We start from the raw sequence: 25,953 nt of genomic DNA on the forward strand, positions 1-25,953 counted from the left end.
GTGTAATATGGCGGCGGTGACATTCCTCCGGAGATCACCGCCTCATGTCTGCCCCCAAGCTGCTGCTGGTCGAAGACGATATCGCCCTGGCCGAACTGCTGGAATATCGCTTCGCCAATGAAGGCTATGATGTGCGCGTCACAGCCGACGGGGACGAGGCACTGGTCTTCGCTGCGGAAGACGCGCCAGATCTGGTCATCCTGGACTGGATGATCGAAGGGACCAGCGGCATCGAGGTCTGCCGCCGCCTGCGCCGGGATAAGGCAACGGCGCATGTTCCCATCATCATGCTCACCGCGCGCGAAGCGGAAGATGACCGGATCCGCGGGCTGGAGATCGGCGCCGACGATTACATCACCAAGCCGTTCTCCCCGCGCGAACTCCTGGCCCGCGTGTCCGCCGTGCTGCGGCGGGTCCGGCCCGCGCTGGCCGGGGAGACGATCGAGGCCGGCGACATGCGACTCGATCCGGTGGCCCATCGGGTCGAGCGCCGGGGCCGCCAGTTGCAGATCGGCCCGACCGAATACCGCCTGCTCAAGTTCTTCATGGAGCATCCCCGTCGTGTGTTCAGCCGCGGGCAGTTGCTGGATGCGGTATGGGGCACCGGCAGCGAGATCGAGGAGCGTACGGTCGACGTGCACATCCGCCGCCTGCGCAAGGCGGTCGCGCTGGAGACGGCCAAGGATCCGATCCGCACGGTCCGCTCCGCCGGCTATGCGCTCGAGCCTGTCTAGCGGCAGAACCCGCCCAGCCCGCGTGCCGCCTGATCCAGGTGCAGGTGGTCGGCATGCGCGGCGTTGTAGTCCGGGCTCAGCACAGTACCGAACACGTCACACGCGCCATCGCGCACATTGCGCAGGAACTCGGCGTCGGTCCCCTCCCGCTCCCAGTCGCGCAACACGCTGACACGCTGGCCGTCGTCCGTCACGAAAGCAGCGATGTCGATCGCGTTGCCGGTGGCATGTTCGCTCCAGTTCCCGCCTCCACCGATCCGGCGGCAGCTGAACGTGCCCAGATGCTCGATCCGCACGATCGGCGATCCCAGCAGTTCGGCGGCAGCCGGCTGCACCGCCTGCGTCAGCCAGACCTGCACCGCGGCCGCGACCGGGCACGTCGTCACCGGCCGCGCGGGGCTGAACGGAGCATCGCGCAACTGTGTGCGGTCCGCCCGGCGGCAGGTGCCCTCCCCCGCAGGTTCCAGCACGGCAAAGGCCACACCGCTCCGTTCCAGCACGGCACGGCACTCATCCGGATCGCTGCGCAATGACGCCAGCTTGCGCTGCGTGGCCCAACCCGGTGGATCGTTGAGATCCAGCGGTGCCCATGGATCGTGTTGCGGGTGATCGGCCAGCCACGCACGTGCCGCCAGCAGCAGGCCGGCCAGCAACAGCAGCCCCAGCACCATGCGATCCTTGCCGAACTGGTCCAACTGGCGGGAGAAACGCATCGTCATCCAAGCGCCGGGACAGCTGAACCGTTCCGGCTCAGGCGATGCGTCCGCCGCTGCGTACCAGTCCGACAATGATGATGGCGGCGAGCAGCAGGAACACCGTGCCCGCTGCCCGCTCCAGCCACATGCGTGTCCCCGGCCGTGCCATGGCCGCAGCCAGACTGCTCCCCGCGACCACATAGGCCCCACCGACCACCAGGTCGCAGGTCACGGCAATCGCCGCCAGGATCGCCAGCTGCGGGGCAAGCGGCTGATCGAAGGACAGAAATGGTGGCAGCAGCGCAAGGACGTAGACCAGCGACTTGGGGTTGCCGAGCGCGATCGCCACGCTGTCACGCAGGGCATGGCGGCTGCGGAGCGCTTGCGTCTCCCCCGCCGTCGAACGCCCCCGCGACCCCACGATCGCACGCCAGCCGAGCCACGCCAGGTACAGCGCTCCGGCCGCGGCAAGCGCCCCGATCGCACGCGGCCAGGCGAGCGCCAGCGTGCCGAGGCCCAATCCGGCCGCCACGAACCAGAAGATGTTGCCCAGTTGCAGCCCGCCCAGTGCCGCAAGCCCGGCACGATGGCCTCGCCATGCGGACTGCGTCAGCACGAACACCATCTGCGGACCCGGCACCAGGCTGACCGTGCCGGTCACGGTGGTGAACAGCAGCAGCTTGGCAGGATCGATCATGATGGTGACGGACTAGCGCGTGAGTACGGCCAACCGGTCCGCCACGGCGACCAGATCGGCCTGGAACAGCCGCTCCTGCTCCTCGCGGGCGGTGCCGTCGAGCCGCAGCAGATAGGACGGATGCGCCGTGATCCACAGTTCGCTGCCATCCTCCATCGGATGGGCCGTGCCCCGCGCCTTGCTGACGCTGACCGTCTTGCCCAGCATCCCGCGCGCCGCGCTGGCACCCATGGCCAGGATCAGCCTGGGCTGCACGATTTGCCGCTCGCCCTCGATCCACCAGCGGCAGATGTCGATCTCCTTGGCCGTCGGCGTCTGGTGCAGGCGACGCTTGCCCCGGTCCACAAACTTGAAATGCTTGACCGCATTGGTGACGTAGGTGGTGCCACGATCGATCCCGGCCCGTTGCAGATGGACGTCCAGCACCTGTCCCGCCGGGCCCACGAACGGACGGCCCTGCTGGTCCTCCTGATCACCGGGCTGCTCGCCCACGATCATCAGTGCGGCGTGATGTGGCCCCTCGCCCATGACGGCCTGGTTCTCCAGCGCTCCGATCGGGCACTTGCGGCAGGCATGGATAGCCTTGTCGATCGCCGACAGTGTGGTCGGCCGCTCATCGAATTCCAGCGCACCCGCTTCCACCATCGCCACCTCCCGCGCCTGGGCGCCTGCCACCAGTTCCGGTATCAACGCGGTCTCCGGCATGTTTTTCCAGTATTTGCGCGGCATCTCCTTCAGCATGGCGCCGATCTTCAGCCGCGCGGGATTGAAGGTGGAGGCATAATACCGCCGCCACAGATCCTCCGTTGGATCCTCGCCCGGCGCGTCGCCGCGCTGTGCGGGCGGACCTTCGGCCAGCACCTCACCGTCCCAGTGCAACGAACCACGCGGGGTCAGGATCGACCAGCGCATGTTTGCGAAGCGATTGACGAAGAACGCGGCATTGCTGCGCAGGATATGGTGCTCAGGCTCGAACCAGGCGACGAACCGCTCCTCGCCATCCGCCTCCGCCAGCGCGCGGAATCGGACAAAGGCGCGCATCTTGTGCTTGTCCCGCCGCACGGTGCGGGCCAGTTCGTCCAGCCGGCGCACATCGCTGTCAGTGCGGTCCTCCAGCACGCGGCTGTTCGCCTGATGCCGCCAGAGGAGGCGGTACAGCAGCGCAAAGCGCGCCGGATCGGAATGGCAGATGGCAGTCTCCGCCGCCTGGATGAACGGCTTGCTGGCCCGCACCTGCGGCGCGTCGGCCGCCGGCACAGGCAAGGGCTGCCCGCCGTCGGCGAACAGATCGCCGCTGCCGCCCGGCTCGACCCACGCGATCCGGTCCGGCGGCACGCTGCACTGCATCAGCGCACGGGCCGTGTCGCGCCAGAACCCGAAGTCGTCAGGCGCGGGCAGCTGCACCGAATAGAAGGCGGCATCCCCGTCAGGCAGCGGCGCTGTCACGCGGCGAACAGTTCCAGCTGCTCCTGCTTCGGCGCCAGCAGCGATTTGAGATCGGCCCGGTCGGTCAAGGCGGTCGGCCGCCAGTCCAGTGCCACGATGAAGGGACGGACCTTGGCGATGGACACGGTCAGCTTGCCCACATCCTCCAGCCGCAACGTCCGCTGACGCCGCGCAGCGATGATCTGGTCGACCGCCCGGACGCCCAATCCCGGTATGCGTAGCATCGCCTCACGCCCGGCCCGGTTCACATCGACCGGAAACCGCTCGCGGAACTTCAGCGCCCATGCCAGCTTCGGATCAATGTCGAGCGGCAGCATGCCGTCATCGCCCGTCGCCTGCATCACTTCTGCCGCGGAATAATCGTAGAAGCGCATCAGCCAGTCGGACTGGTACAGCCGGTGCTCCCGCATCAGCGGCGGACGCTTCAGCGGCAGCACGGCGCTGGCATCAGGGATCGGGCTGAAGGCGGAGTAGTAGACCCGCCGCAGGCGGAAGCCGTCATACAGGCGACTAGCCTTGCCCACGATGTCCGCATCGCTGGCCGCATCCGCACCGACGATCATCTGCGTCGATTGCCCGGCCGGGGCGAAGCGTGGCGCATTGCGGAACCGCTTCGTCTCGTCGCGGGATTGCGCGATGTCGTCCTTCACCTCCGCCATCGCGGCCTCGATCCGCCCGGTGTTCTTGTCCGGTGCCAGCCGTGCCAGCCCCGCATCGGTCGGCAGCTCCACGTTGATGGACACGCGGTCGGCATACAGCCCCGCCTGGTGCACCAGCTCGGCATCGGCATCGGGAATGGTCTTCAGGTGGATGTAGCCACGGAAGTCATGCTCCTCCCGCAGGATGCGGGCAACCTCCACCAGCTGCTCCATCGTGTGATTGGAGCTTTTCACGATGCCCGAGGAGAGAAACAGGCCTTCGATGTAGTTGCGGCGGTAGAAGCTGAGCGTCAGGTCCACCACCTCCTGCGGCGTGAACCGCGCGCGCGCCACGTTGGAACTCGCCCGGTTGATGCAGTAATGGCAGTCGAAGATGCAGTGATTGGTCAGCAGGATCTTCAGCAGCGAAATGCAGCGGCCATCCGGCGCGTAGGCATGGCAGATGCCCATGCCCTCGGTCGAGCCGATGCCCTTTCCGCCAGTGTCCTTGCTGTTGCGCTTGGCCGTGCCGGAGGACGCGCAGGACGCATCGTACTTGGCGGCATCCGCGAGTACCGCCAGCCGTTCCAGGATGCTGCCTTGTTTCATCTGTTCCATATATGTTCGATTGAGCGCCCCGGCTAGGGCCCGCGTGTGCCGTTCACAGATGCAACTTACGTCGGGCTCAAAGGTTCTGACCGGGTTACCTTTCAAGCATAAGGACGCTTCGATGAACCGAGTGCAGACACGCGACGGTACCAGCCTGTACGTCAAGACCCTGGGCCAGGGCCGGCCGGTGGTGCTGATCCATGGCTGGCCGCTATCCGCCGACAGCTGGGATCCGCAGATGATTGCGCTGGCAGAGGCCGGCTACCAGGCGATCGCATATGACCGGCGCGGCTTCGGCCGGTCGGATCAGCCGGCAACCGGCTATGACTACGACACCTTCGCCGATGACCTGGCCGACGTTCTGGAGAGCACCGGGGCGAAGCAGGACGTGGCGCTGGTCGGCTTCTCCATGGGTGGCGGCGAGATCGCCCGCTACATGAGCCGCCACAATGGCGCAGGCGTGACGCAGGCGGTGCTGGTCAGTTCGGTCGTTCCATACATGCTGCAGACTCCGGACAATCCGGATGGTGTGCCGCAAGCCACGTTCGACGAGATGACGGCCGGCATGCGCGCCGACTTCCGCCACTTCTTCACCGGCTTCTTCAAGGACTTCTATGGCGTCGGTCTGGTGACGCAGCCGGTCAGTGACGAGCAGCTGCACTGGGCCTTCATGACCTCGCAGATGGCTGGACAATATGCCACGCTGCAGGCCGCCAAGGCGTTCGCCACTACGAATTTCCGGCCGGACCTGCCGCACTTCACCGTGCCGACGCTGGTGATCCACGGCACGGCCGACAAGACCGTCCCGATCGATGCCACCGGCCGCGCTGCGGCCGCCGCCATCTCCTCGGCGGACCTGATCGAGTATGATGGCGAGCCGCATGGCCTGTTCGCCACGCAGCAGGATCGCCTGACGCAGGACCTGCTGGACTTCCTGGGCCGCCGCTAGGCGACCCCGTTCAGGCCACGGCCGGCACTTGCGGGCCGTGGCCACCGGCGGCGCGGGGGTCGCTCCCCCGCAGCGCCAGCAATGCCATGTACGGCGCGCACAGGAACTGCAGCGCCATGACGGCAAGCCCGCTGGCACCCAGCACGGTCAGCTCCCAGCCGATCTGCGACATGGCGACCAGCACCAGCCCGCAGCCCGCCAGGCACAACAGGCCCAGCGCCATCTCCGGCGCGGCTGACCACAGGGCACCGCCCAGCGTGTCGCTGCCGCCGAACTTGGGCGTCCGGCGCCAGCCGAGCGGCTTGCCCGACAGGCCGGCGATCCCGGACAGCAGCACCACATAGGTCAGCGATGCCCGCGCCACTTCGCCGCGCACCATGTCGGCCAGCCTGTGGATGCCGGACAGCTTGTAGCGGTGGCGGATGCGCACCAGCGTGGTCACCATCGTCAGCGTCAGCAGCGGCCAGGTCACGTCCGGCACGTTCACCGGATCGATCCGGCCGGCATAGATGGCGATCGTCACGCCCCCCAGCATGAACAGGCCGGTGACGATGCCGGCGAGTGTCTGCAGCGGCGCCATGCAGCGCAGCACCTCCAGCAGTTTTGTCCAACCGGGCATCGGCCGCGCATAGGGCGCAGGCATGAACAGGCGCCAATGCCGCCGCAACTGCTGCACCGGCCCGGCGGTCCAGCGGAAACGCTGCTTCTTGTAATCGTCGAACGTGTCGGGGATCAGCCCGCGCCCGAACGTCTCGCTCAGGTAATATCCGCGATAGCCGACCGCACGGATGCGGACGGACACTTCGGAATCTTCCGTCAGGCACCATTCGGCCCAGCCACCCGCCGCGCGCAGGGCGCGGGTGCGCAGCAGGCACATCGTGCCGATGGTAAAGGCCCCGCCATATTCATGCACGCCCAGCATATCGACCTTGTTGTTGGGCATGTACTCGGCATAGCAGGCGGACAGGAAGGCGCTGTTCTCGAAGTCGCGATAATCGTGCGGCGTCTGCAGATACCCGATCTGCGGGTCTTCGAAGAACGGCACCAGCCGCGCAAGGAAGTCCGGCGTGGACAGGTAATCGGCATCGATCACCGCGATGATCTCCGCCGTCTGGTCCATCTGATCCAGCAGCCAGTTCAGCGCACCCGCCTTGGCCCCGGGCAGCGGCGCCACGTGGAAGAAACGGAATACCTCCCGGCCCAGCCGCGCATTCAGCTCCGCGCTATAGGCTTCCAGCGGGCGCCACAGCGCCTCGTCCTTGGTGTTGTTGTCGCACACCAGGACCTCGAAATCCGGATAGTCGAGCGCGGCCAGGTGATCCATCGTCGCCTTCACGATCTCCGGCGGCTCGGCATAGCAGGGCAGCTGGATGGAGACACGCGGCTGATAGTGGCGGGATGCCAGCGCCGGCGCATGCGTCGGCTCGCGCCAGCTGCCATGGGTCAGCACCGCCTCGCGCGCGATCCGTTCGACCGACGCCAGCAGCGACACGGCAAAGGTGAGCGTAACACCCATCAGCGCCAGCGCCTCGAACCCGCGGGACAGGGTCAGCTCGTTGATGAACAGGCACGACCACAGCCAGGTGGTGCACAGGCCCTGGAAGGTGATGGCCAGCCACGCGGCGCCGGGAATGCTGAGGTTGCGGGTGTTCAGCGCAATGCCGACCGAGAGCAGCAGGAAGATGCCGGCCGGCCACAGGATCGTGCCCAGCTCGCCCAGCAGCAGCGCGCAGGCGCCGGTCGCCAGCACTGCGATCGCCAGCAGCTCCCCCAGCTCCGCGCCACGGGTATCGTGCGTCACACGCACGGACCGGGCCAGCCACAGGGAGATGGCCAGCACGGCCACTGCCGTGAACAGGACCCATGGATCGAGATCGACGCGCTGCGGCAGCGGCATGGACAAGGTTTCCTGTACGCACGGGGTTTATAGCCAATGCTGCAATGCAGCGTAGCTGTTGTTGGTTCCGGTTGGTGGATTGCCTGCGCAAGATCAAGCCCGATGACGGGCACAGCGTGTTCGATGCGGCGACCCGATCCGGGGTGACGATCAAAGGCCCGCCGGCCAATCGAGCCGCAGGCTTGAGGAACCGGAACGGGCAGCCTCCGGTTGATCGGGCAACACACAGGAGACGCCGCGATGAGCGACACGCATGAACTGAAGCAGAAATTCTGGAAGGCTCTGGCCGAAAGCCCCTACACCTTCCTGCAACTCGATGCCGCGCCGGCGACGGCCGTGCCGATGACCGCCACGCTCGATCGCGATGCCGACAGCGCGATCTGGTTCTTCACCAAGAAGGATCACGCGCTGGCGGCCGGTGGCCCGGCCACGGCGACCTTCACCGGCAAGGGGCATCAGATGTTCGTCCGCTTCGGCGGCACGCTGGTGACCGAGCACAGCCGTGAACGGCTGGACAAGCAGTGGACCAAGCAGATCGAGGCCTGGTACCCGCAGGGCAAGGAGGATCCCAACCTGCTGTTCCTGCGCATGGATCTGGGCCGGGCCGAAATCTGGAACAGCGATCTTGGCGTAATCGACGAGGTCAAGATGATGCTGGGCTTCGACGTGCACGCGGAAGCGCATGACGAGCATACCAAGACGGTGCTCTGACGCCCTGCCCCTCCCGCCTGCAAGAAGGCCCGCCAGGAGTGATCCTGGCGGGCCTTTTCATGTTCGCATCGGCAGCAGGGTGTCAGGCGTCCTTGCCACCCGGCGTGGGTGCGCCGGGCAGCGGCGGCACCGGCAGCGGCGGAATGTCCGCGTCATCTTCCGGCACATCGAGCAGACCGCGGCCCACATGGCTCCGATTGCGGCTGTATCCGAAGTAGACCACCAGGCCGATCGCCGCCCAGACCACGAACATCAGCTTGGTTTCCAGTCCCAGGCTCCAGAACAGATAGGCGCAGCCCGCGATGGCGATCGGCGCCGTGATCATCACCGCCGGGGTGCGGAACGGGCGCACACGGCTCGGATCGGTCCGCCGCAACATCATCACCGCGATCGAAACCGCGGCGAAGGCGAACAGGGTGCCGGAATTGGAGATGTCCGCCAGGATGCCCACCGGGAAGAACGCCGCGAACAGCGCCACGAAGATACCGGTCAGGATCGTGATCACGTGCGGCGTGCGATAGGTCGGGTGAATCTTGGAGAACATCGCCGGCAGCAGCCCGTCGCGGCTCATCACGAAGAAGATGCGGGTCTGGCCGAACATCATCATGAGGATCACGGAAGGCAGCGCGAGGCCTGCGGCGAGGCCCAGCAGGTTGCCGATCTGCGGCCAGCCGATCTCCCGCAGGGTCCAGGCCAGCGCCTCCTTGGAACAGGTCACGGCCTCGTTGCCGGCGGCGGCCAGCGCGGCGCACTGGTCGGACAGCGCGGTCGAGCCCGGGGCCAGCACTTCGCCCGCCGGGCCGAACACCGGCTGCGCACCCACCGTGCCGATCACGCCCGCCGCGACCAGGATGTAGAACACGGTGCAGATGGCCAGCGAACCGATCAGGCCGATCGGCATGTTGCGCTGCGGGTTCTTGGTTTCCTCCGCCGCGGTGGAGACCGCGTCGAAGCCGACATAGGCAAAGAAGATGGAGGCGGCTGCGGCCGAGATGCCGGTAAAGCCCAGCGGCGCGAACGGGGTGAACCCGTCCATGTTCATGACCGGCACGGACAATGCCACGAACAGCGCAAGGGCGGCGACCTTGATCGCCACCAGCACCGCGTTGACCGCAGCGCTTTCCTTCGTGCCGATCACCAGCAGCCATGTCACCAGCCCGGCAATCAGCATGGCCGGCAGGTTGACCAGTCCGCCATCATACGGCCCGCGCACCAGCGCCACCGGTATGTCGACGCCGAATGCGTTCTGGATCAGCCCGACCACATAGCCGGACCAGCCGACGGACACGGCGCCCGCCGCCACCGCATATTCCAGGATCAGCGCCCAGCCGACCATCCAGGCGATCAACTCGCCCATTACGGCGTAGGAATAGGTGTAGGCGGAGCCGGATACCGGCACCATCGCCGCCATCTCGGCGTAGCACAGGGCCGCCACCGCGCAGACGAACCCGGCGATGATGAAGGACACCATCATGCCCGGCCCGGCCTTCTGCGCCGCTTCCGCCGTCAACACGAAGATGCCGGTGCCGATAACTGCGCCGACCCCCAGCATGGTCAGCTGAAACGCGCCCAAGGAACGCTCGAGCGACTTCTTTTCCGCTGTCGCCAGAATGGCGGATAGCGGCTTTACCCGGCCGAAAATCATGGAGCCTGACAATCCCTCAATTGCATGGTCCGCGACGTTGGCTGTGCAGCCTTGCCGTCGCTTGTGTGCGTTGTTCTATGCCAATTTTACGTCGCTGCAATGCTGCATGACAGATTCCGGCGATGTTTGCCGGATATGTGCGTGGAACAGCGGGTGAGTTGCCCATCATCGTCAAAGCGCCTAGCGGACGGCATATTCCTCAACAGACATCGGCCAGCACGATCCCATGGGCACCTTTCGACGTTTCTACGGCTTCTCGCTGATCTTCACGATCGTCTGCCTCGCGCTGGGCGCCTGGTACGGCCTGTCCAGCACCGGCAGCGTGTCGGCAATGCTGGGCATGCTGTGGATCATCGTGGTCCTGTCGGTACTGGAGATCTCGCTCTCGTTCGACAATGCGGTGGTCAACGCCTCCGTTCTGAAGGACATGGACAAGGTCTGGCAGAAGCGCTTCCTGACCTGGGGCATCGCCTTCGCGGTGTTCGGCATGCGGGTCGTGTTCCCGCTGGCGATCGTTGCCATCGCGGCCGGACTGGGGCCGATGGAAACGATCAACCTGTCGCTGAACGATCCGATCGAGTATGAGCGCATCGTCAGTTCCGCCCATGTCGGCATCGCCGGTTTTGGCGGCGCCTTCCTTGCGATGGTCGGCCTCAAGTTCTTCTTCGATGGCGAAAAAGAGGTGTTCTGGATTGCGAGTGTCGAACGGATGCTGGCGCGCTTCTCCGCGGTACCGGCGGCCGAGATCGCCCTGCTGCTGCTGACCCTGTGGGGCATCTCCAACCTGCTGTCCCCGGCTGACGCCCTCACCTTCCTGGTCGCCGGCATTCTGGGGCTGGTGACCTTCATCGCCGTGGAAGGCATCAGTGCCATCCTGGAACTGCAGGAAGAGAAGAAGAAGCTGGCGGGCGCCGCGATGCGCAGCGGCCTGGGTGGCTTCATCTACCTCAACATTCTCGACGCATCCTTCAGCTTCGACGGCGTGATCGGTGCCTTTGCCTTGTCGAACAACATGATCATCATTGCGCTGGGCCTGTCGATCGGCGCCATGTTCGTGCGTTCCATGACGATCCACTTGGTCGAACAGGGCACGCTGGCCGAATATCGCTACCTCGAGCACGGCGCGTTCTGGGCGATCATCGTGCTGGGCGGCATCATGCTGCTGTCCGCCCGGTTCCATATTCCGGAAACCATCACCGGACTGATCGGCGCGGTGCTGATCGGGCTGTCGCTGCTGTGGTCCATGCGCCATAACCGCCGGATGAAGGCGCGCGAGGGTCTGGCCGCCGTGCAGCAGGAGGTCGATACCGGCCCCCGCTGACAGGAGCGGGGAGGCGCAATCCTCCCCGTCCCCTTGTCGGAACGTCGCCTAGTTCACGGCTTCCTTCGCCGCGTCGCCGATCTGCCCTGCGGCTTCGCCCACTTCCCCGGCCGCATTTGCAATCGCGTTGTCCTTGGCGGCTTCGGCGCTGCCAAAGGTCGAAAACGCCCAGACGGCGATGGCAGCAATCAGCAGCAATGCGATCACGCCAAACAGCGCTGTGCCGTTGGACCGGCGCGACGGACCTTCCGTGATGATAGTCGTGTGCGTGTGGCTGGCGCCTTCCGGCGTCTCGGTGGTGACGATGCGTTCATCGGCCATGGCAGATCTCCCTTGCTGTTATTGCTGGGAGACAGCGCACGATGCTCGCCATTCGTTCCGTCCGCCTGGCGACGCACCGCCGCCGCCACCGCCACCGTAATCGCGAACACCGAACATCCATACGCCAGTAGGCGTCCAGCCTGCTGGCGAGCATGTCCTCTTGCAGAAGGATCTTGCCTGCGAATGGGTGGAGACGGCGCACGAAAACGGCGAATGCAGGATCTTCGCGATCGTGCAGCAGGCGGTTGGCCATACTTTCTGAAGGATGGCGTCGGGCCGACAGCGATGGCGGCCGACTTGCAGGTGGTGCCCCTGGCCAGACTCGAACTGGCACTCCAAAGGAACTCGATTTTGAGTCGAGCGCGTCTACCAATTCCACCACAGGGGCATGCCGGACCGGGCGGCGCTTAGCGGGCCGACGCGATCCGGGCAAGTGGGTCTAGTCGCGCAGGGCGCCAGCAAGCAGCTTGTGCACACGCGAGTGCAGCGGATCGTTGCCGGCCAGCACCTGATCGGCACAGATCGGCAGCGAACGGCCGCGATAATCGGTCACGAACCCGCCCGCTTCCCGCACCAGCAGGCAACCCGCGGCGGAGTCCCACAGGCTCAGCCCGCTTTCCCAGAACCCGTCGAAACGACCAGCGGCCACCCAGGCAAGGTCCAGCGCGGCGGAACCGAGGCGGCGAATGCCGGCGACCTCCGGTCCCACGGCACCGAAGATGCGGCTCCATTCGACAAAATCGCCGTGGCCGGAAAACGGCGTGCCGGTGGCGATCAGCGCCTCCGACAGCTGGCGGCGGGCGGACACGCGCAGGCGCCCGTCATGCAACCATGCGCCACGGCTCCTTTCCGCCCAGAAGCTTTCATCAGTGATCGGCTGGTAGACCAGGCCGGCAGTAACCTCGCCCCACCCGCTGCCGTCCAGCTTCGGCTCCTGTACCGCGATGCTGATCGCGAAATGCGGGATGCCGTGCAGGAAGTTGCTGGTGCCATCCAGCGGATCGATGATCCAGCGGGGCAGTCGCGGATCGCCCTCGATCTCGCCCGCTTCCTCCATCAGGAAGCCCCAGTCCGGCCGCGCTGCGCGCAACTCGTCCCACAGCGTCCGTTCGGACTGCCGGTCCGCGCGGCTGACGAAATCCGCCGGCCCCTTGCGGCTCACCTGCAGATGCTCGATCTCGCCGAAGTCACGCCGCAGCTTGCCGCCCGCCTTGCGCGCGGCACGCTCCATTACCCGGATCAGGCCTGTGATAGCTGCCATGACGCGTCAGCCGGCCTTCCCGACATAGGCCCGTTCGTACACATCCACCACGATGCGCGTGCCGCTGCCGATATGTGGCGGCACCATCACGCGCACGCCATTGTCCAGCATGGCGGGCTTGTAGCTGGAGGAGGCGGTCTGCCCCTTCACCACGGCGTCCGCCTCGACAATGGTCGCCTCGACCGTATCGGGCAGCTGCACGCTGATGGGCTTTTCCTCCCACAGCTCCAGCGACACTTCCATGCCATCCTGCAGGAAGGCCGCGGCATCGCCGAGCAAGTCGGCCGGCAGGTTGATCTGCTCGTACGTGTCCTTGTCCATGAACACCAGCATGTCGCCCTCGGCATACAGGTACTGGAAATCCTTGGTGTCCAGCCGCACGCGCTCGATCGTGTCGGCGCTGCGGAAGCGGACATTGGTCTTGCGGCCATCCTGCAGGTTCTTCATCTCGACCTGCATGTAGGCGCCGCCCTTCCCCGGCTGCGTGTGCTGGATCTTGGCGACCTTCCAGATGCCGCCTTCATATTCCAGAATGTTGCCGGGGCGAATGTCCACGCCGCTGATCTTCATCGCTGTACATGCCTTCGAAGGATGGGAAACAGCTGCGCGCCGTAGCGGGTGCTGACTTGCATGGCAATGCGGGGCATGGCTCGCTATGTTACCGCAATGACTAAGCGATTGCGATCACGCGCGCGCAGCGTCGGCGCGGCCTGCGCGGCGCTGGTGCTGCTGGCACCTGCGGCGCAGGGACAGGACATCTCGCCCCAGGCGGACCGGCTGCCGCCGCATCGCGGCGGGATCGGCGTCATGCCGCAGGGCCTGTATGTCTGCGAGCTGCCGGACGGAAGCGCATCCTCCCGCGGCGTGGTGCAGCCCGGCACCAGCTTCCGCATCACCAGCGCCTCCCGCTACATCTCCGACCAGGGCACCGGCACCTATCTGCGTCGCGGTGACACCATGGTCCTGTCCAGCGGCCCGCGCGCCGGCGAGCAGTACCAGATCGTCGGAGACGGCTTCGTGCGCAGGCTGGAGAACGGCAACCCCGGCCGCCTGCGCTGCCTGCACCGCGCGCGCTGATCCGGCCGCCGGCGGTTCCGGCCTGCGCGGACAGGCTGACCGGAACATCCGCCCACAAGCTCGGTTTGCTCGATGGTAAAATGGAGGAGCGACCATGACACGAGCAAACTTCGACACGCCGGACGGCGAAGACATCGACATCGACTCGGACGATGTGACTCACCTGTCGCTGGGGCAGGACGAAGGCACCACCGTAATCGAACTGGAAGATGGCAGCGAGGTGGTGGTCGTCGCGACTCAACTCGAGGTCGCGGCAGAGCTCGGCCTCAACCCGCTCGACTATGTCGATCCCGAGGATGACGACGAATCGCTCGAAGACCTTGTCGACAAGCCGCTGGACGATGAGGATGTGGCATGATCGACCGCCGCTCAAGGTCAGTCACCATCACCTGACTGGATGGCGATACGGCCGCGAGCAGCCAGTCGGCCGCCACCGCCCCCCTAACCTCGCCCGGACTTGATTCGGAGTTCCGTTGCTCACTCGGCCCATCCATCGTTCCCATCACCAATGGGAGCGGGGACCGTTCGCGAAGCAAATGGCCGAAAATATGGCGCGACAGCCGACGCTCCTGGAGGCCCACAGGCCGCCGAACGTGCATGCGATTGTTGAAGGTGTTGCACGATGCCCCCCCCCACCAGCCTGCGGCCCTCCCCTTCCCATACTGCGCATGACGAGAACTGAACGTCCGCAATGGGGGAAAACGGACGTTCAGTTGATCACCTGAATAAACTTACTCGCGCTGCTTCGATACAGTGTCATGTCGGCGAGCACGACCCGGCAAAGACCTGACCTCATGGAAGAGCAACAATCCGGCCCAGACGAACCCGGGACCGGCGAGCGCAATACCGACGATCCACCTCCAGGGGCTGGGAAGATTGAAGAAGAACAGGATCGGGAACAGCAGAGACAGACCGACAAGAAGGGGCCAAAATGTATCAAGCTGGTCAGGGGCATCGTATAAACCGCCGCTGTACATGCCAGCCACATGGCGAGAATAGCGCCGGAGAAGCCACCTCACAGATCACAACCCTCAATCACAGCGTGATGGCGTCGGGATTTGAACGCGTCGGTTGCTAAGCCACGGTTGATCATCAGCGGAATCTGAACGATGCGGCTACTGGCCGCAATGGGGACGCGAGCTGCCAGTCCGCTTACGGGAAGAATCAGCTGCTCAGCCAACGACCGAAGAGGGTGGACAGCGGACTGGCGGCTTTCAGGAGACCGCAGGCGATAGCTGCCGTCCCGAAAACGATGGTGTGGCGAGAAGGACCCTCAACTGAAACCTTGATCCTTCAGCAGAGCGGTCAGCTCCATGTCTGAGCAGCCCTCAAGATTGAGCAACGCCTGATATGGATCACCATGAAGACCAAGGACGGCCGCAAATGCCGGCTCGGTTTTCATGCCCTTGTTACGCCACGCCATCACTGCGGCACGAAAGATCTCGCCACCGAGCGTCAGCAGCCTTTGTTCCACAAGAAAGTGCCGCCATCCATACTGCTCGAGAATGGGAGACGCTTGGCCAAATAGCTCGATGGTCCAGCCGGCGGCGGAAAAACTGGCGACGACGGGTCGATCAAGCTTGATCTTCTGCCACATGCGGAACTTCGCCTGCGTGCCAAAGGTGTTCCATACGACGCAGGTGAAGGCGTCCGCATCGGGGGCGAAGCAAACAACATCTATATCGCTCGTTGGAAGATCCAGACCCAGTGGCGGCGTGCCGACGACATGGGGATAGAACTCAGCCAGCTTCGGCAAAACTCCCGTTCGTTCGAGCGCCTCCAGATAGTGCGACCTATCCATCAGGCCTTGGTAGGACGGGTATCCCGGGTCTGCAAAGGAAGACACCGGCTGATGGGCGTCACGCAAAGGAACCGCTAGCGGGAAAAAACCCGCGGCGGGTCGGCAGGGTCGGCTTTCTCAATATCTGTTCCCGGATTGCTCTTTCCCGAAATGACCCTCGGAGATGGAGAAACGGGAAAAGGTCGCGCTGAACGAACGGCCGCTTGCGGTGGGTCTGGTTTCCCAACTTGAACTGCCATGTTGGGGGCGAAAGCTGACCTCCCCCCCCCCCCCCCCCCGGAGGAGGGGCACCACGCGCAGGGCGCTGAAGGGCACGCCCTGGACTCAAGAGCTTTCCGTCAAGCGAAAGAAGAGGCGGCACGTGCCCTCCACCATGCTGCGCACGGTCCCTGTTCCCGTGCCGGCGAGATCTGAAATAGGCAATGAGCGAAAGCTGCCATCTCACATCTGGTGCAGGCGTTTGCATCGCTCCGGACTGTCTCGCATGACGCACTCGCCAGCATGATGCTCTGGCGATCTACGCAGACATGACGGGGCTTCCCGAACCCACCCCATCGACTCAGCTACCGGTCAGCACCGGATATGGGTTGATGGCTCGCGCCGGCTCCCACCATTCGGCACCGGGCGAGGTGCGCAGGATGGCGAAGTGCAGATGCGGCGCGCCGGCATCGGCATTGCCGGTGGTGCCCACAGTGCCCAGCACCTGCCCGGTCCGCACCTGTTGCCCTTCGGCCAGGCCGGGTGCGTACGCCTGCAGATGCGCGTAATACAGCAATGTGCGCCCATCAGCCGCACGGGCATAGATTGTCAGTCCGCCGGCCTCGCTGGTGAACAGCTTCTCCACTCTGCCGCTCGTTGCGGCCAGCACCGGGGTGCCAGCCGGCGCCATGATGTCGAGCGCTTCGTGCGTGCGCTCCTCATCCTGCGCCGCGCCACGGGGATCATCGAACGTGTCGACCAGATCCGGGGCGGCAACACCCTGCACCGGAACCGTCCAGCTACCCGGTGCCGGAACGAACCGGCTGCCCTGCGGCCTGGCACGAGCGGGTTCGCCCGTGCCCTCCTGCACCGTTGACGGCTGGGCCATCCAGCCGCCCCCGACCACGATCCACGCCGCGCTGGTCAGCGTGGCCGTGATGACGATCGTCGACAGCCGGTCGCGGATCCCCACTGCGTCAGGCCTCGAAAATGACCCTGGTCGAACCCGTCACCATCTGCGCCAACCGGGCCGCATCCCAGTTCGTCAGCCGGACGCAGCCATGGCTCTCGGTCCGGCCGATCGTGGACGGATTGGGCGTGCCGTGGATGCCGTAATGGTCCTTGCTCAGGTCGATCCACACCACGCCGACCGGTCCGTTCGGTCCCGGTGGCAGCCTTTGCGCTTCGTCGGACGGGTCCGCATCGTGGAACAGGTCCGGGTCATAGGCATAATCCGGATTGTAGGCCTTCCCCTTGATGTCCCACTCGCCCAGCGGCAGCGGATCGTGTTCGGATCCGGTCGTCACGGTGAACATCGCGATCAGCTTGTCCTGCGCGTCATAGGCCTTCAGCCAGCCGCCGGATTTGTCCACCACGACACGCGCGGCCTCCGGCTGCTCGCTGCCGACGCCCAGGCTGGACAGGGTCGCCAACCAGTCCTTGTTCTCCACATTTGCCGCGACGATCCGGTCGGCGCCGACATTGGGCACGCGGATCTCCTGGCCGACCCGGAAGGCCGGGCGCGGCGGCAAGGAATTGCGCGGGGTCCCGGCGCTTGCCGTCGGGGTCGGTGCCGGTGCAACCTTGTTGGCCGGGCCGGCCGGGCGACCATTGGGGTTGAGCTGGTACAGCACCTCCACTGTCGTGTGGAACCGCTCCGCCAGGGCCTCGTCCAGGCTTTCGTAGCCGAGATGCTGCAGCTTGGCCTGATCGGCATAGTCCTCCGGAAGCGGCCGGTACTGGCCCTGCCCCCAGTTCTCGGGAATGGTCACCACGCGGGTGGCCGGGATGTTGCTCCACCGCATCAGCGCCGCACGGGTCGGCTGGTCCAGCTCGCCGCTGGTGCCCAGACTGTTGGCTTCCTGGAAGCCCGTCAGCGCGTTGGTGGTGGAAATGCCCATCTTGCCGTCGACCACGCCCGGGGCGAAGCCCAGCCGCTCCAGCACCACCTGCGCCTGCATCAGCGGACGGGCCTCGATATCGGCCGTGTCCACATCGGCCTGGGCACCCTGCGCCGGATCGCTGGAGGCCATCGCATCGGCGCCACCCTGCTCCACCGCCTCGGCGGTGCTGGCAGGGGTATCCTGCCCGTCCGAGCCGTTGAAACCGCAGCCGGCCGCCGCCAGCGTGATGGCGAGCAAAGGCGCGGTAATGGTCAATTTGCGCATGGTGTCTCCCTGTTCTGACAAGACAACAGCCACCTGCGCGATTGGCTCCCTAGTCGGGGCGGTCCTGGCGCACGGCCGCGGCAAAGGCCTGCACCGCGGCAGCCTCGTCCAGCCCGTCCACATTGGTCCACACGCTCGCGCTTACCGCCAGGAAATCGGTGCCGGCCTCCACCAGCGGGCGGCAATTGCCGGGCGTGATCCCGCCGATCGCGACGCAGGGGATCTCCATCAGGCCGTGCCACCATTCCAGCAGGTCCAGCTCGGGCCGGTGCTCGCTCGTCTTGGTGCTGCTGGGGTAGAACGATCCGAAGGCGATGTAATCCGCCCCTGCGTCACCCGCCTCCATGGCCAGATGGCGGCTGGCGTGACAGGTCACGCCGATCTGTGCCTCCGGCCCCAGCACGGCGCGTGCCTCCCGCGGGGAGCCGTCACCCTGCCCCAGATGCACGCCATCGGCGCCCAGGCGCTTCGCCAGGCTGACATCGTCATTGACGATGAAGGCCACGTCGCGCGCCGCGCAGATGGCCTGCAGCGGTTCGGCCGCCCGGGCGCAGGCATGCTGGTCCAGGCCCTTCAGGCGCAGCTGGAACGCGGCCACCGGCATCGCCGGATCGGCCGCATCGATCGCCCGGGCCAGCCGGTCGGCAAACGCGCCGGATACATCGGCGGGAGAGATCAGGTAGAGTTGGCATTGAGGCATGGGTGCGCCTTACAGCGGCCATTCAGCCGCAGGCAAGCCGCGCATGATGATAGCCCGCCCATGCGCCGCGCCCTCATCCCGCTCATCCTGCTCCTGTCCGCCTGCGCCACCACGCCGCAGCCGGAGGGCGAACGCCACCTTCCCGCCGCGGCGATCGGCCAGACGGTGATGGTCGACGGCCCGCAACTGACGGTGGTGGAACTGCTGGAGGACAGCCGCTGCCCGGCCGATGTGCAATGCGTCCAGGCCGGGCGCGTGCGGGTGCGGGTCGCGGTGCATCTGGGAGCCGGCGACCGCACGCTGGACCTGACGCTGGGCGAGCCGGTTCAGGTGGCCGATGGCGCGCTGGAACTGGTGTCGGTGCAGCCGGATCGCACGGTCGCGGCGGAGGCGATCGCCCCCGCCGCGTACCGGTTCAGCTTCCGCTTCGATGGCGGATATTAGGCGGCGGTCTTTTCCGTGCTGGCGCGGTGGATGGCGGTGATCGCTTCGTCTAGCACCGTGTCGAACTCGGCATCGCTCTGCCCGGCACGCAGTTCCTGCAGCAGGGCCCGGCTGAAGCTCGCGATCATGCCTTCGTTCTTCGCCAGCTCCGCGCAGGCATCGGTGCGGTTGAAGCCGCCCGACAGGGCCACGACCTTCAGCACCTTCGGATGGCGCACCAGCGCGTCATAGGTACCCGCGACCGCCGGGATCGACAGCTTCAGCATGACCTGCTGGTTCTCGGGCAGCGCGTCGAGATGCTTCAGGATCTCGTCCCGCAGCAGCACCTCGCCCTCGGCTCTGTCGCTCGCATTGATGGAATATTCCGGCTCCAGCATCGGCATCATGCCATGCGCGGTGACCTGCGCGCCGATCTCGAATTGCTGCGCCACGACCGCGGCGATGCCCTCCGGATTGGCGGAATTGATGACGGAACGCTCCTTGGTACCGAACACACCCAGGCCGCTGGCGCGGGTCAGCAGGGCGTCCAGCGTCGGCATGGGCTTCATCAGCTGGACGCCGTTCGCCTCGTCCTCCAGACCCTTGTCGATCTTGATGAACGGCACGACGCCCTTGTCGATCAGCGCGGTGGGGGTCGGCTTGCCGTCGACCGCACCGTCCATCGTGCGCTCGAACAGGATGGCCCCGATCACGCGGTCGCCATTGAAGCTCGGCGCGCTGATGATGCGGCTGCGCATGTCGTGGATCTTGCCGTACATGGCCTCTTCCCCGTCCCACTCGTCATCGTTGACGCCATAGGCGCGCAGCGCCTTGGGGGTGGAGCCGCCGCTCTGGTCCAGCGCGGCGATGAAGCCGCGGCCCTCCGCGATCTTTGCCGTCATCTCGTCCTTGGTCATGCGCATTGCCCCTGTGTTCGTGTCTGATTGTCGATGATGTGAGTGTCAGCGCGCCAGTGCGGCGACACCGGGCAGTTCGCGCCCTTCCATCCATTCCAGGAACGCGCCGCCGGCGGTGGAAACATAGGTGAAGTCGCCCGCCACCCCTGCATGGTTCAGCGCCGCAACGGTGTCGCCGCCGCCGGCGACCGACACCAGCGATCCTTCAGCGCTCAACGCAGCTGCCGTCCGAGCCAGCGCCACGGTCGCGACGTCGAAGGGTGGCGTCTCGAACGCGCCCATCGGGCCATTCCATACCAGGGTGCGGCAGGTCTTCAGCACATCGGCCAGCGCCTCCACGGCGCGCGGCCCGACGTCGAGGATCATCTCGTCGCTCGCCACCTCATGCACGTTGCAGGTACGCAGCGATGGCGGATCGGCGGCGAACTCGGTCGCGACCACCACATCGTACGGCAGGTGCACGGTGCAGCCCGCCCGATCAGCCGCGGCCATGATCGCGTCCGCCTGGCCGGTCAGATCATGTTCGCACAGGCTCTTGCCGACATTCACGCCGCGGGCGGCGAGGAAGGTGTTGGCCATGCCGCCGCCGATGATCAGGTGCTGCACGCGCCCCACGAGATGTTCCAGCACAGCCAGCTTGGTCGAGACCTTGGCTCCGCCGACCACGGCTGCAACCGGCGTCTCGGGCTGACCCAAGGCCTTGTTCAGCGCCTCCAGCTCCGCCTGCATCGACCGTCCGGCATAGGCGGGCAGCAGATGCGCCAGCGCCTCCGTACTGGCATGGGCCCGGTGCGCGGCGGAGAAGGCATCGTTCACATACAGGTCGCCATTGGCGGCGATGGCGCGGGCAAACTCCGGATCGTTCGCTTCCTCGCCCTGCCAGAAGCGGGTATTCTCCAGCAGGCCGATATCACCCGGGCGGAAGATGCCGATCGTCTGTGCCACCACCGGCCCGGCGACTTCGGGAACGAACATCACCTCGCGTCCCAGCACATCGGCGACCGCGCCTTGGATCAGGCTGGTCGACATGGTGGAGTTGCGTTCCCCCTTGGGCCGGCCGAAATGTGCCAGCAGCAGCACCTTGGCACCGGCATCCGCCAGTTCCAGGATGGTGGGCGCGACTGCACGGGCGCGGGTCAGGTCGGTGACCTGGCCATCATGCATGGGCATGTTGAGGTCGACCCGCACCAGGGCCACCTTGCCATGGACATCGCCTGCATCGTCCAGCGTCGCGAACTGCCCGGTCATAGCTCAATCCTTACTTGGTCACCGACGGCAATATCGCCATCGGCTATCACTTCGGCCAGGAACCCGCCGCGCCAGTCCGGCAGCAGCGCAGCCTTCAGGCCCGGGGCGATCTCCTCCATGCGGCTGCACGGATCGCATTCCATGGTGACCAGCAGGCGACACTCGTCGCCGATGCCGAGCACGAACTTCTCCTGCCGCGGCAGGCGGACGCCGTGCACCAGCAGATTGTTGCGCCGCACCCACCATGGCAGGTCGAGCCTCAGGTCCTCGATCGCCGCCGCCCAGCTTTCGGCCTCGATCAGCGAGACCTGCCGCTTGAAACTGCTCTTCTGCGCGGCCAGCGCGCCGCGGAAATCGCCGGCGATCCCCGCAGCGCGGCTGACATGGACATGGCCGAGCCCGTGCTGGATCTCCCCGCGCGAACGATCGCGCCGCGCGATCCCCGCCAGGCGGCCGCCGGCGGCGGCTTGCGCCTCGCCCGCGGCCGAAGCCTGCCAGTCTGTCTGCATCTGCCTCAGAGCAGGCCCGCCATCACACCGGCGGTGTCGAGCATGCGGTTGGAGAAGCCCCACTCGTTGTCGTACCAGGAAACGACCCGCGCCAGCTTGTTCTCCAGCACGGCAGTCTCCAGGCTGTCCACGGTGGAGGATGCCGGATAATGGTTGAAGTCGCTCGAGACGAGCGGCTGGTCGGTATAGTCGAGCACGCCCTTCATCGGGCCATCCGCTGCGGCCTTCAGTGCGGCGTTGATCTCGTCCACCGTCACATCGCGGCCCGGCACGAACACCAGATCGACCATGGAGACATTGGGCGTGGGGACACGGACGGAGGAGCCGTCGAGCTTGCCCTTCAGTTCCGGCAGCACCAGGCCCACGGCACGCGCGGCGCCGGTGGTGGTCGGGATCATGTTGGTCGCACCGGCGCGGGCCCGGCGCAGATCCTTGTGGATCTGGTCCAGCATGCGTTGATCGTTGGTATAGGAATGGATCGTGGTCATGAAGCCACGCTCGATCCCGAAGCTGTCGTTCAGCACCTTGGCCAGCGGAGCGAGGCAGTTGGTGGTGCAGCTGGCGTTGGACACGATGATATCGTCGGCGGTCAGCACCTCATGATTCACGCCATAGACGACCGTCGCCGAGACCCCGGTAGCCGGGGCGGAGATCAGCACGCGCTTGGCGCCCGCATCCAGGTGCGGCTTGGCCGCATCATGCGACTGGAAGAAGCCGGTGCATTCCAGCACGATGTCCACGCCCATCTCGCGATGGGGCAGCTTGGCGGGGTCGCGCTCCTTGGTAACGGCGATGTCCTTGCCGTTGATCTGGATGCTGTCACCGTCGCTGGTGACCGTGCCGGGGAAGCGGCCATGCGTGCTGTCGAAGGCGAACAGCAGGGCATTGTCCTTGGGCTCCGCCAGATCGTTGATCGCCACCAGCTCCAGCCCGTGGTCGTCACGCTCCATGATGGCGCGGGCAACCAGGCGCCCGATCCGCCCGAAACCGTTGATCGAAACCTTGGTCGCCATCCATCTATCTCCTGTAGTTCAGCCGAGCTTGGCCATGATCTGGGGCACGATCGCTTCGGCGGTCAGGCCGAAGCGCGCGAACAGCTCCTCCGCCGGCGCGGACGCACCGAACCGGTCGATGCCGATATTGAGCCCGTCGAGGCCCGTAAACCGTTCCCAGCCGAAAGTCGCGCCCGCCTCGATCGAGACGCGCAGCACGCCGTCACCGCCGATGAGGCCAGTACGGTACGCTGCGGGCTGTTCCATGAACAGTTCGGCACAAGGCATGGAGATCACGTCGGCGCCGATCCCGTCACCTTCCAGCGCGGCCTGCACCTCCAGCGCGAGGGCCACTTCCGACCCGGTGGCGATCAGCTGCACTCGCCTGTCAGCAGTTGCCGGCTTGAGCAGATAGGCACCCTTGGCGCACAGGTTCTCCGCCGCATCGAACCGCACCGCCGGCAGGTTCTGCCGGGTGAGCGCCAGCAACGAGGGACGGTCTGCATTCTGCAGCGCCAGTTCCCAGCACTCGGCGGTTTCAAGCGTGTCGGCCGGGCGCATCACCAGCAGGTCCGGGATCACGCGCAGGGATGCCAGGTGTTCCACCGGCTGGTGGGTCGGGCCATCCTCGCCAAGGCCGATGCTGTCATGCGTCATCACATGGATCGCACGCACCTGCTGCAGGGCGCCAAGACGGATCGCCGGACGGGAATAGTCGGAGAACACCAGGAAAGTGCCACCATAGGGGATCACGCCCCCGTGCAGCGCCATGCCGTTCATCGCGGCGGCCATGCCGAATTCACGGATGCCGTAGTTCACGTAGCGGCCGGCATAATCGTCGGCCGACATGGAAGTCGTGGATGGTGTCTTGGTGTTGTTCGATCCCGTCAGGTCGGCTGACCCGCCGACCAGCGCGGGCACAGCCTGCGTCAGCACGGACAGGGCCGCTTCGCTCGCCTTGCGGGTCGCCATCTTCGGCCGCTCGGCCGCGACCTGGGCCTTGTACCCGGCCCAGTCCGCCAGTTGCGGCAGTTCGCCGCGCATGCGGGCGGCAAACTCCGCACCCTTGCCTGCCGCCTGCGACCGGGCGTGCCAGGTGGCATGAGCCTCCCCGCCGCGTGTGCCCGTAGCGCGCCAGTCGGCGGCGACGTTCTCCGGGATCTCGAAAGCCGGTGCGGTCCAGCCCAGCGTCTCGCGCACCAGGGCAATTTCAGCTGCACCAAGCGGGCTACCATGCGTCTTTGACGTACCCTGCAGGTTGGGGGCGCCCTTGCCGATCACGGTCCGGCACGCGATCAGGCTGGGCCGGTGGTCAGCCACCGCCTCGTCGATCGCCGAGCGAATGGCAGCGACGTCGTGCCCGTTGCAGGCCGCCACATGCCAGCCGGCAGCGGCGTAGCGGGCGGCCACATCCTCGCTGGTGGACAGGTCGGTGCTGCCATCGATGGTGATCCGGTTATCGTCCCACAGCACGATCATGCGGCCCAGCTTCAGATGGCCGGCCAGGCCGATCGCCTCGTGGTTGACGCCCTCCATCAGGCAACCGTCGCCGGCGATCACCCATGTGCGATGATCGACCAGATCATCGCCGAACTGCGCATTGAGGTGCCGTTCGGCAACCGCCATCCCCACCGCCATCGCCAGCCCCTGACCCAGCGGGCCGGTCGTGGCCTCCACGCCCGGAACCAGGAAGTTCTCCGGATGGCCGGCACAGACGCTGCCCAGCTGACGGAAGTTGCGGATGTCGTCCATCGTCGGCTGGGCGTAGCCGGACAGGTGCAGCAGCGCGTAGATCAGCATGGATCCATGGCCTGCCGACAGCACGAACCGGTCGCGATCGGGCCACGCGGGATCGGCCGGGTCGAACTTAAGGTAATCGGACCACAACACCGTAGCCACGTCCGCCATGCCCATCGGCATGCCGGGGTGACCGGAATTGGCGGCCTGCACCGCGTCCATCGACAGCGCCCGGACGGCATTGGCCATGGCGGCGAGGCGGACGGGATCCTGCGTCAAACGATTGCTCCGGAAAAACATGGCCACCGCGATAACGAGCGCGATTCGGTCGCGGTCTCCCTCGCGAACGGGACTGGCCCCGTCAAGCGCAGTGCCCTGTCCCGCAGTCGGACGGTCGGGACCGATTCGCCGCAGCAGCCCACAAGGCTTTGCCAACATTCGGTTTGTTCAATAAGGCGACCATCATGGATCGGCAGAGCATCAGCCACGCCTTGCAGCGCATCGCCCGGGCAACCGACCGCATCGAAGCGGGCGCCGGGCGCTCTGCGGCCGACCCGCACCTGGAGCAGCGCCATGCCGCCTTGCGGGCAGAAGCGACCGCCGCGCTGGCGGACCTTGATCGCCTGATCGGGCAGCTGGACGGTTGAGGATGCGCCTGCTGCCATGAGCAATGTGACCGTGACGATCGGCGGACGCGCCTACACCGTGGCGTGCAGCCCCGGCGAGGAGGCACATCTGCAAGGTCTCGGCCAGCTGGTGGACGACCGGCTGCGCGCAGTTCCGGGCTTGGCGAACCAGTCGGAGGTGCGCCGTCTGCTGTATGCCACGCTGGTGCTGGCGGACGAACTGCATGAACTGCGCGGGGAGGTGCCTGAGCAGGTGATCGAGCCCGCAAGGCAGGACGACGATATGGCCGTCGCGCTGGAACAGCTTGCCGCGCGGCTGGAGAGTGTGGCGGACCGGCTGGACGGCCCGGCCGCACACTGATCGATTTGCTGCCGCGTAGCCCTTGAGTGCAGCGCCACCAGCGCCTAGATTGGAATTGGCGGGACTGCCCGGCACGAGCTGCATGAAAATCCCTGAGGCTATAAGCAAATCCTTGGGTGCTGTCCCTGCCCGGCTTGCGGGTTCGTCCCGAAGGCCGGTGCACATGGCGCCCACCTGACGTCACGCGTCAGAGGATTTCCCGGCAAACGACCCATGGTGGTTCCGCCACACCACCACCGCCCGGCGCCCGGGCAGCGCAGCGGGAGGACGGC

Annotated in this window: 27 protein-coding genes, 1 tRNA gene and 1 other RNA gene; 10 read left to right on the forward strand and 19 right to left on the reverse strand. The window is 66.1% G+C overall.

Annotation, left to right across the window (positions count from 1 at the left end; all coding sequences use genetic code 11):
• The first annotated feature begins 44 nt into the window (after positions 1-44).
• A complete protein-coding gene (phoB, locus tag PK98_RS05120; protein ID WP_039094776.1) occupies positions 45-734 on the forward strand; it encodes a phosphate regulon transcriptional regulator PhoB in 690 nt (229 codons plus the stop codon).
• Here the strand turns inward: phoB and PK98_RS05125 are convergent.
• The 4 genes from PK98_RS05125 to PK98_RS05140 are packed head-to-tail and all read right to left on the reverse strand — an operon-like array spanning position 731 to position 4,819.
• A complete protein-coding gene (locus PK98_RS05125; protein ID WP_039094778.1) occupies positions 731-1,453 on the reverse strand; it encodes an extensin-like domain-containing protein in 723 nt (240 codons plus the stop codon). The two genes, phoB and PK98_RS05125, sit on opposite strands and share 4 nt — an antisense overlap.
• A gap of 31 nt (positions 1,454-1,484) precedes the next feature.
• Positions 1,485-2,126 (reverse strand): LysE family translocator, encoded by a 642-nt coding sequence (locus PK98_RS05130; RefSeq protein ID WP_039094779.1) that lies wholly within the window; start codon positions 2,124-2,126, stop codon positions 1,485-1,487.
• A gap of 12 nt (positions 2,127-2,138) precedes the next feature.
• Positions 2,139-3,572: a UdgX family uracil-DNA binding protein gene (locus PK98_RS05135; RefSeq protein ID WP_235425402.1), complete on the reverse strand. Its 1,434-nt coding sequence runs from the start codon at positions 3,570-3,572 to the stop codon at positions 2,139-2,141.
• Complete coding sequence (locus PK98_RS05140; RefSeq protein WP_039096269.1) at positions 3,569-4,819, reverse strand: putative DNA modification/repair radical SAM protein; 1,251 nt, start codon at positions 4,817-4,819, stop codon at positions 3,569-3,571. The genes PK98_RS05135 and PK98_RS05140 overlap by 4 nt, the downstream gene beginning before the upstream one ends.
• Before the next feature lie 121 nt (positions 4,820-4,940).
• On the opposite strand from PK98_RS05140, the gene PK98_RS05145 reads away from it, so the two are divergent.
• Entirely contained in the window at positions 4,941-5,768 is an 828-nt protein-coding gene (locus PK98_RS05145; RefSeq protein WP_039094780.1) for an alpha/beta fold hydrolase, read from the forward strand.
• A 10-nt stretch (positions 5,769-5,778) separates the two neighbouring features.
• On the opposite strand, the gene PK98_RS15915 is transcribed toward PK98_RS05145, so the two are convergent.
• A complete protein-coding gene (locus tag PK98_RS15915; protein ID WP_052208053.1) occupies positions 5,779-7,665 on the reverse strand; it encodes a glycosyltransferase in 1,887 nt (628 codons plus the stop codon).
• Positions 7,666-7,905: 240 nt separating this feature from the next.
• Here PK98_RS15915 and PK98_RS05155 point away from each other — a divergent pair, with 240 nt between their 5' ends.
• Positions 7,906-8,376, forward strand: coding sequence for a pyridoxamine 5'-phosphate oxidase family protein (locus PK98_RS05155; protein WP_039094782.1), 471 nt, complete (start codon positions 7,906-7,908; stop codon positions 8,374-8,376).
• A gap of 82 nt (positions 8,377-8,458) precedes the next feature.
• Here the strand turns inward: PK98_RS05155 and PK98_RS05160 are convergent, their stop codons facing one another.
• Entirely contained in the window at positions 8,459-10,021 is a 1,563-nt protein-coding gene (locus PK98_RS05160) for an amino acid permease (RefSeq protein WP_039094784.1), read from the reverse strand.
• A gap of 226 nt (positions 10,022-10,247) precedes the next feature.
• Between PK98_RS05160 and PK98_RS05165 the strand changes: the two genes are divergently transcribed.
• Positions 10,248-11,342 (forward strand): DUF475 domain-containing protein, encoded by a 1,095-nt coding sequence (locus PK98_RS05165; RefSeq protein WP_039094786.1) that lies wholly within the window; start codon positions 10,248-10,250, stop codon positions 11,340-11,342.
• A gap of 48 nt (positions 11,343-11,390) precedes the next feature.
• On the opposite strand, the gene PK98_RS05170 is transcribed toward PK98_RS05165, so the two are convergent.
• The 4 genes from PK98_RS05170 to efp form a co-directional block, all read right to left on the reverse strand.
• Positions 11,391-11,663, reverse strand: a complete 273-nt coding sequence (locus PK98_RS05170) for a hypothetical protein (RefSeq protein ID WP_039094788.1) — start codon at positions 11,661-11,663, stop codon at positions 11,391-11,393.
• 304 nt (positions 11,664-11,967) lie between these two features.
• Positions 11,968-12,051, reverse strand: a tRNA-Leu gene (locus PK98_RS05175).
• A gap of 51 nt (positions 12,052-12,102) precedes the next feature.
• Positions 12,103-12,924 (reverse strand): inositol monophosphatase family protein, encoded by an 822-nt coding sequence (locus PK98_RS05180; RefSeq protein WP_039094789.1) that lies wholly within the window; start codon positions 12,922-12,924, stop codon positions 12,103-12,105.
• Positions 12,925-12,930: 6 nt separating this feature from the next.
• The gene (gene efp, locus PK98_RS05185) at positions 12,931-13,494 is read right to left on the reverse strand and encodes an elongation factor P (protein ID WP_039094791.1); all 564 of its coding nucleotides are present in this window, start codon (positions 13,492-13,494) and stop codon (positions 12,931-12,933) included.
• Between the two features lie 96 nt (positions 13,495-13,590).
• Between efp and PK98_RS05190 the strand changes: the two genes are divergently transcribed.
• Both PK98_RS05190 and PK98_RS05195 read left to right on the forward strand, forming a co-directional pair.
• Entirely contained in the window at positions 13,591-14,001 is a 411-nt protein-coding gene (locus tag PK98_RS05190; RefSeq protein WP_152608537.1) for a hypothetical protein, read from the forward strand.
• A gap of 94 nt (positions 14,002-14,095) precedes the next feature.
• Positions 14,096-14,359 carry a hypothetical protein gene (locus PK98_RS05195; protein ID WP_039094795.1) on the forward strand — a complete coding sequence of 88 codons (264 nt, stop codon included), beginning with the start codon at positions 14,096-14,098 and terminating at the stop codon, positions 14,357-14,359.
• Between the two features lie 915 nt (positions 14,360-15,274).
• On the opposite strand, the gene PK98_RS05205 is transcribed toward PK98_RS05195, so the two are convergent.
• The 4 genes from PK98_RS05205 to thiE all read right to left on the reverse strand — a co-directional run bounded on the left by PK98_RS05205 (position 15,275) and on the right by thiE (position 18,868).
• Positions 15,275-15,802: a DUF4269 domain-containing protein gene (locus PK98_RS05205; protein WP_039094799.1), complete on the reverse strand. Its 528-nt coding sequence runs from the start codon at positions 15,800-15,802 to the stop codon at positions 15,275-15,277.
• Between the two features lie 559 nt (positions 15,803-16,361).
• Positions 16,362-16,973, reverse strand: coding sequence for a M23 family metallopeptidase (locus PK98_RS05210; protein WP_039094801.1), 612 nt, complete (start codon positions 16,971-16,973; stop codon positions 16,362-16,364).
• Positions 16,974-16,977: 4 nt separating this feature from the next.
• The gene (locus tag PK98_RS05215; RefSeq protein WP_039094802.1) at positions 16,978-18,168 is read right to left on the reverse strand and encodes a L,D-transpeptidase family protein; all 1,191 of its coding nucleotides are present in this window, start codon (positions 18,166-18,168) and stop codon (positions 16,978-16,980) included.
• Positions 18,169-18,217: 49 nt separating this feature from the next.
• Positions 18,218-18,868, reverse strand: a complete 651-nt coding sequence (thiE, locus tag PK98_RS05220) for a thiamine phosphate synthase (protein WP_039094805.1) — start codon at positions 18,866-18,868, stop codon at positions 18,218-18,220.
• Between the two features lie 60 nt (positions 18,869-18,928).
• Here thiE and PK98_RS05225 point away from each other — a divergent pair, with 60 nt between their 5' ends.
• Entirely contained in the window at positions 18,929-19,312 is a 384-nt protein-coding gene (locus tag PK98_RS05225; protein ID WP_235425403.1) for a hypothetical protein, read from the forward strand.
• Here the strand turns inward: PK98_RS05225 and PK98_RS05230 are convergent.
• Genes PK98_RS05230 through tkt form a run of 5 tightly spaced genes read right to left on the reverse strand, consistent with a single transcriptional unit; the run spans position 19,309 to position 24,943 of the window.
• The gene (locus PK98_RS05230) at positions 19,309-20,208 is read right to left on the reverse strand and encodes a fructose bisphosphate aldolase (RefSeq protein ID WP_039096272.1); all 900 of its coding nucleotides are present in this window, start codon (positions 20,206-20,208) and stop codon (positions 19,309-19,311) included. The genes PK98_RS05225 and PK98_RS05230 overlap by 4 nt on opposite strands.
• A gap of 45 nt (positions 20,209-20,253) precedes the next feature.
• A complete protein-coding gene (locus tag PK98_RS05235) occupies positions 20,254-21,456 on the reverse strand; it encodes a phosphoglycerate kinase (protein WP_039094807.1) in 1,203 nt (400 codons plus the stop codon).
• Positions 21,453-21,965 (reverse strand): MOSC domain-containing protein, encoded by a 513-nt coding sequence (locus tag PK98_RS05240; protein WP_052208055.1) that lies wholly within the window; start codon positions 21,963-21,965, stop codon positions 21,453-21,455. Before PK98_RS05240 ends, PK98_RS05235 begins: the two co-directional genes overlap by 4 nt.
• Before the next feature lie 5 nt (positions 21,966-21,970).
• Positions 21,971-22,978 carry a type I glyceraldehyde-3-phosphate dehydrogenase gene (gap, locus tag PK98_RS05245; protein ID WP_039094809.1) on the reverse strand — a complete coding sequence of 336 codons (1,008 nt, stop codon included), beginning with the start codon at positions 22,976-22,978 and terminating at the stop codon, positions 21,971-21,973.
• A gap of 18 nt (positions 22,979-22,996) precedes the next feature.
• On the reverse strand, positions 22,997-24,943 hold the full coding sequence (gene tkt, locus PK98_RS05250) for a transketolase (RefSeq protein WP_162835553.1): 1,947 nt from the start codon (positions 24,941-24,943) through the stop codon (positions 22,997-22,999).
• A 215-nt stretch (positions 24,944-25,158) separates the two neighbouring features.
• Here tkt and PK98_RS05255 point away from each other — a divergent pair, with 215 nt between their 5' ends.
• The 3 genes from PK98_RS05255 to ssrS all read left to right on the forward strand — a co-directional run bounded on the left by PK98_RS05255 (position 25,159) and on the right by ssrS (position 25,908).
• Positions 25,159-25,341 (forward strand): hypothetical protein, encoded by a 183-nt coding sequence (locus tag PK98_RS05255; protein WP_152608538.1) that lies wholly within the window; start codon positions 25,159-25,161, stop codon positions 25,339-25,341.
• A 16-nt stretch (positions 25,342-25,357) separates the two neighbouring features.
• Positions 25,358-25,681: a cell division protein ZapA gene (locus PK98_RS05260; RefSeq protein WP_039094814.1), complete on the forward strand. Its 324-nt coding sequence runs from the start codon at positions 25,358-25,360 to the stop codon at positions 25,679-25,681.
• A gap of 58 nt (positions 25,682-25,739) precedes the next feature.
• Positions 25,740-25,908: non-coding RNA, 6S RNA (gene ssrS / locus PK98_RS16250), on the forward strand.
• The last annotated feature ends 45 nt before the right edge of the window (positions 25,909-25,953 follow it).

The sequence above is a fragment of the Croceibacterium mercuriale genome (genome assembly GCF_000802385.1).
Lineage (GTDB): Bacteria > Pseudomonadota > Alphaproteobacteria > Sphingomonadales > Sphingomonadaceae > Croceibacterium > Croceibacterium mercuriale.